Origin of the sequence: Streptomyces capoamus (assembly GCF_014654935.1) — a bacterium.
Lineage (GTDB): Bacteria > Actinomycetota > Actinomycetes > Streptomycetales > Streptomycetaceae > Streptomyces > Streptomyces capoamus.
In genome coordinates, this window is the sequence record NZ_BNBF01000008.1 from 17,565 (window position 1) to 21,784 (window position 4,220).

Annotated in this window: 3 protein-coding genes; all 3 read left to right on the top strand. The window is 72.0% G+C overall.

The window, feature by feature from the left end; genetic code table 11:
- The coding region (locus IE312_RS40055; protein ID WP_440862358.1) for an alpha/beta hydrolase at window positions 1-459 on the top strand (459 nt) is incomplete at its 5' end.
- A 289-nt stretch (window positions 460-748) separates the two neighbouring features.
- Window positions 749-2,998 (top strand): HAMP domain-containing protein, encoded by a 2,250-nt coding sequence (locus IE312_RS14650; RefSeq protein ID WP_268254315.1) that lies wholly within the window; start codon window positions 749-751, stop codon window positions 2,996-2,998.
- A gap of 15 nt (window positions 2,999-3,013) precedes the next feature.
- Window positions 3,014-4,220 (top strand): poly-gamma-glutamate synthase PgsB (gene pgsB / locus IE312_RS14655; RefSeq protein WP_189981872.1); only part of this gene is annotated, 1,207 nt, incomplete at its 3' end.

Genomic DNA, 4,220 nt, shown 5'->3' on the forward strand with positions numbered 1-4,220 from the left:
TGGTCGCTGGGCGGCGCGGCGGTCGACACCGCCATGCAGCTCGACAAGCGGATCGCCGCCGGTGCCAATTTGGACGGCCAGTTCTTCGGGTCGGCGCCGAGCAAGGACCTCGACCGGCCCTTCATGCTCTTCAGCTCCGGCTCCCACAACCGCAACAACGACTCGTCGTGGCGGACGCTGTGGTCGCACCTGAAGGGGTACAAGGTCGACATCAAGCTGAAGGGCGCGGCGCACCTGTCGTTCAGTGACAACGAGTACCTGGTGCCGCAGTGGGCGAGCCTGGTCGGGATGTCCCAGACCCAGGTCCAGCAGCAGTACGGCACGATCGACCCGAACCGGGCGGTGAAGGTCCAGCGCGACTACCTCGCCGCGTTCTTCGACCAGCAGCTGCGCAAGAAGCACAGCACCCTGCTCGACGGGCCCACCAGCAAGTACCCGGAGATCTCTTTCGTCCCCTGACGGGACGGCTGACCGGACGTCCGAAGGGCCGGGCCCGCTCGCGGGTCCGCCCTTCGGCGCGTGCGGGGCCCGGCATGTGCCGCCGCCGCGCGGAGTCCTGCTGTCTACTACGACACACAGCGCGAAAGTGTGATGGTTTTGCGAGCACCGGGAGCTAAAATGTTCGCCTTGTCGAACATTTGGGCGCCCGGCGCCAGTTGAGGAAGGACCCGCTCCCCTGTCCTCCGCACCCCGTGCCCCGCGCCGGCACCGCACTCGCCGCCGCGCCGATATGCCGATGCTCGGCGGGGTGCGCCCGCCGATAGCCTCACTTGTCGTACTCCTGCTGGTGGTCGCCGCCCTGACCGTGATCGGTCTCGAGGGCATCCACACCGGCGGCGTCCCCCAGGCCGTGCTGGACGGGGAGCAGCGGATCGCCGCGGACACCGCGGTGTCGATGCGCACCGCGATCGAAGCCGAGGCGGGCACGGTACGGCGTAAGACCCACGCGTACCAGGCGACGAGCACATCGACCCCCACGACCACGCTCAAGGCGCTGACCTCCGGCAGGAAGGCGTTCCTCGGCCGCGCGCTGCTCGACGCGCGCACCGGCAAACTGCTGGCGACCGGCGGCAGGACCGTGCCACTGGCCGGGGTGGACGTCGCCAGGACGGCGTCCGGGCACGGGGAGATCCCGCCCCGGCTGGTGACGTCGGGCGGCACGCGGCACATGCTGTACTTCGCCAGGGTCACGCTGCCCGCGCAGGACGACCCCGACCAGGACCAGTACCAGGCGCAGAACGGGACCGAGCGGCAGTGGCTGCTGGTGGTCTCCGAGGCGCTCCCCGCCCTCGCGGCATACGGCGACGGACGCACCGCACAGGCGCTGGACGCGAGCGGCACGGTGCTCGCCACCGCGGTCCGCGGCAAGGCCTCGCCGGCCGCCGCCCACAGCGGTCTGTCCGCGGCGGCGACCCGCGCGGCGAACGGGTCGCGGAGTGACACCGACGCCTCGGGAAGCCTGCTGGGCGCTGCCACCGGCAGCCGGCGCACCGTGGCCGGCTGGGCCCAGGTCGCCTCGACGACCGGTCCGGGCACGACCGACGACCTCGGCCTGGTGGTGCTCACCTCCCGCACGGTGCCCGTCACGACCACCGCCGCCGACTACTCGCGTTTCGCGCTCGAGGCAGCCGGGGCGCTGGCCGTGGTCGCGCTGCTGCTCGGGCTGGCGCTGTACTTCTCCGTGCAGCAGCCACTGCTGCGGCTCTACCTGTCCGCCGGCCGCCTGGCCCGGGGCGCGACCGGAGACGGGCCGGCCGCGTCGGAGGAGCTGTCCAGGCCGGTTCCGGTGCACGGCTTCGGGGAGCTCGCCCGGATCGGGCGGGCACTGGACTCACTGCGCCGGCAACTGCTCGGCGAAAGCGGCCCCCAGGAGTTCCCCGCCCGGCGCGGACCGGGCTACCGGGCGCTGGCCGTGGTCTGCCTGGTGGTCGTGGCCTGCTGGTCGGTTCCGATGGTCTTCCTGCTGAACCGGGCGGACACCGCGACCGCGGTTCCGGCTCCGGTCCTCGCCGACCAGCAGGCGCGCACCGAGATCGCGACGCATCGGATCCGGCAGTCCCTCGACCAGTCGTACACCGACCTGAGCGACGCGGCCGCGAGTCTGGCGGGCAGGAGCAGGGACGCCCAGACCGAGGTCCTGCGGCAGTCCCTCGCGGACCACAGGCAGTACCGCTCGCTGTATCTCCTGGACCGCTCGGGGGGCATCACGCTGAGAGTGGGCGGCACACCGCTGCGGACCCTCGTCCACGTGCCCCGTGGCGGCGGGATCACCACCGTCAACACCTCGGGCCGGATCCCGGCGATCGCCGCCTACGCCCAGGTGCGGGCCGTCAAGGGCAAGGCCCCGGCGGCCGGGGTGGTGCTGTTCGGCGAGATCGACGTGAAGGCGCTCAACTCCACCCTGCCCAGGCCCAAGCTGGGCAGCGTCTGGGTGACGGACGGCCACGACAGGGTGCTCGCGGCGAGCGTGGGCTACCGCGCCTTCCAGTCGCTGCCCGAATCCGGCCTGACCCGGCTCGTCCGCACCACCCAGGGCGCCCCGGGCACCCCGGGCACCGCCACCTCGGCGGTGCACGACACCTCCTCCGGACCCTCGGTCGACGCCGCCGCGCCGCTGGCGCAGAGCGGCCCGACGGCCCGCCTCGGCTGGCACGTGGTGACCGCGGAGCCCGCGGCGGCGCTCCAGATCCCCGCGGTGCAGGCCGAGCAGCGCACCATGCTCGCCGGCATCCTGGGCCTCGCCGTGGCCGCGGCCTGCCTGGGCTGGCTGCACGTCGTGGTGGTCCGGCCGCTGCGCGCGGTCGCCGTGCTCGTCGAACGGCTCGCGGGCGGGGACCGCCGCACCGTGCTGCACCCGGTCAACCACGACGAGATCGGCTCGGTCACCCGCGGCCTGGAGCTGGTGCGCCAGACCCTGGCGGAACAGGACCGGGCGGCCAGGTCCGGCCACGCCGCCGCGCCGCCGCGGTCCCTGCGTGAGAACACCCTCCAGCGGTAGAAGGACGGAATCGGCGTGCTCTTCCTCTATGTCATCGTCCTGCTGTGCTGCGCCGGACTGTGGATCGCCGGAGCCCTGGAGCAGCGGCGGCACTTCGCCTCGCTGGAGCAGATACCCACGCGGGTGCTGGTCAACGGCATCCGCGGCAAGAGTTCCATCACCCGGCTGTGCGCGGGCGCGCTGCGCGGCGGCGGCCTGGTCACGGTGGCCAAGACCACCGGCACCGCGGCCCGGTTCATCCATCCGGATGCCACCGAGGAGCCGATCTACCGCAAGTTCAACATCTCCAACATCGTCGAGCAGATCGGCATCGTGCGGCGGGCGGCGACCTACCGGCCGGACGCGCTGGTGATCGAGTGCATGGCGGTGATGCCCGCGCTGCAGGAGATCAACCAGGAGAAGCTGATCCGTTCCACGATCGGCGTGCTGTGCAACGTCCGCGAGGACCATCTGGAGGAGATGGGGCCGACGCTGGACGACGTCGCCCGCTCGCTCTCCCGCTCGATGCCGGTGGGCGGGGTGTGCGTGACGGCGGAGAAGGACCGGCTGCACATCCTCCAGGAGGAGGCCGACAAGCGGAACTGCCGGCTGATCGCGGTCGATCCGGAGACGGTGACCGACGCCGAACTGCGCGGCTTCAGCTGGTTCACCTTCAAGGAGAACGTGGCGATCGCGCTCGCCGTCGCCGAACTGCTCGGCATCGACCGGAAGACCGCGATGCAGGGCATGTGGGACGCGCCGCCCGACCCGGGCGTGCTGTCCGTGGAACGCTATGTCACCCCCGAGGGCAAGCGGCTGCGGTTCGCCAACGTCTTCGCGGCCAACGACCCCGAGTCGACGCTGATGAACGTCAAGCAGCTGGAGGATCTGGGGGCCATCAGACGGCCGATCGGCGTGGTCATCAACTGCCGCCCGGACCGGGTGGAGCGCAACGGCCAGATGGGCACGATCGTCCCCGACCTCGCCGCCGAGACGGTGTTCCTGATCGGCCACCCGACCAAGAGCGCCGCCGACGCGATTCCGGCCGGCTTCACCGGGCGGGTGGTGGATCTCGGCGGCGACCGCCGGGACCCCGAGGAGCTGACCGCGGCGATCCTCGCGGAACTCGGCCCGGACTCCTCGCTGGTGGCGATCGGCAACATCCACGGCCAGGGCGAGCTGTTCCTGGAGTGCCTGGCCGAGCTGCCGCTGGACGAATCCGAGGACCCGCTCGACGTCGTCC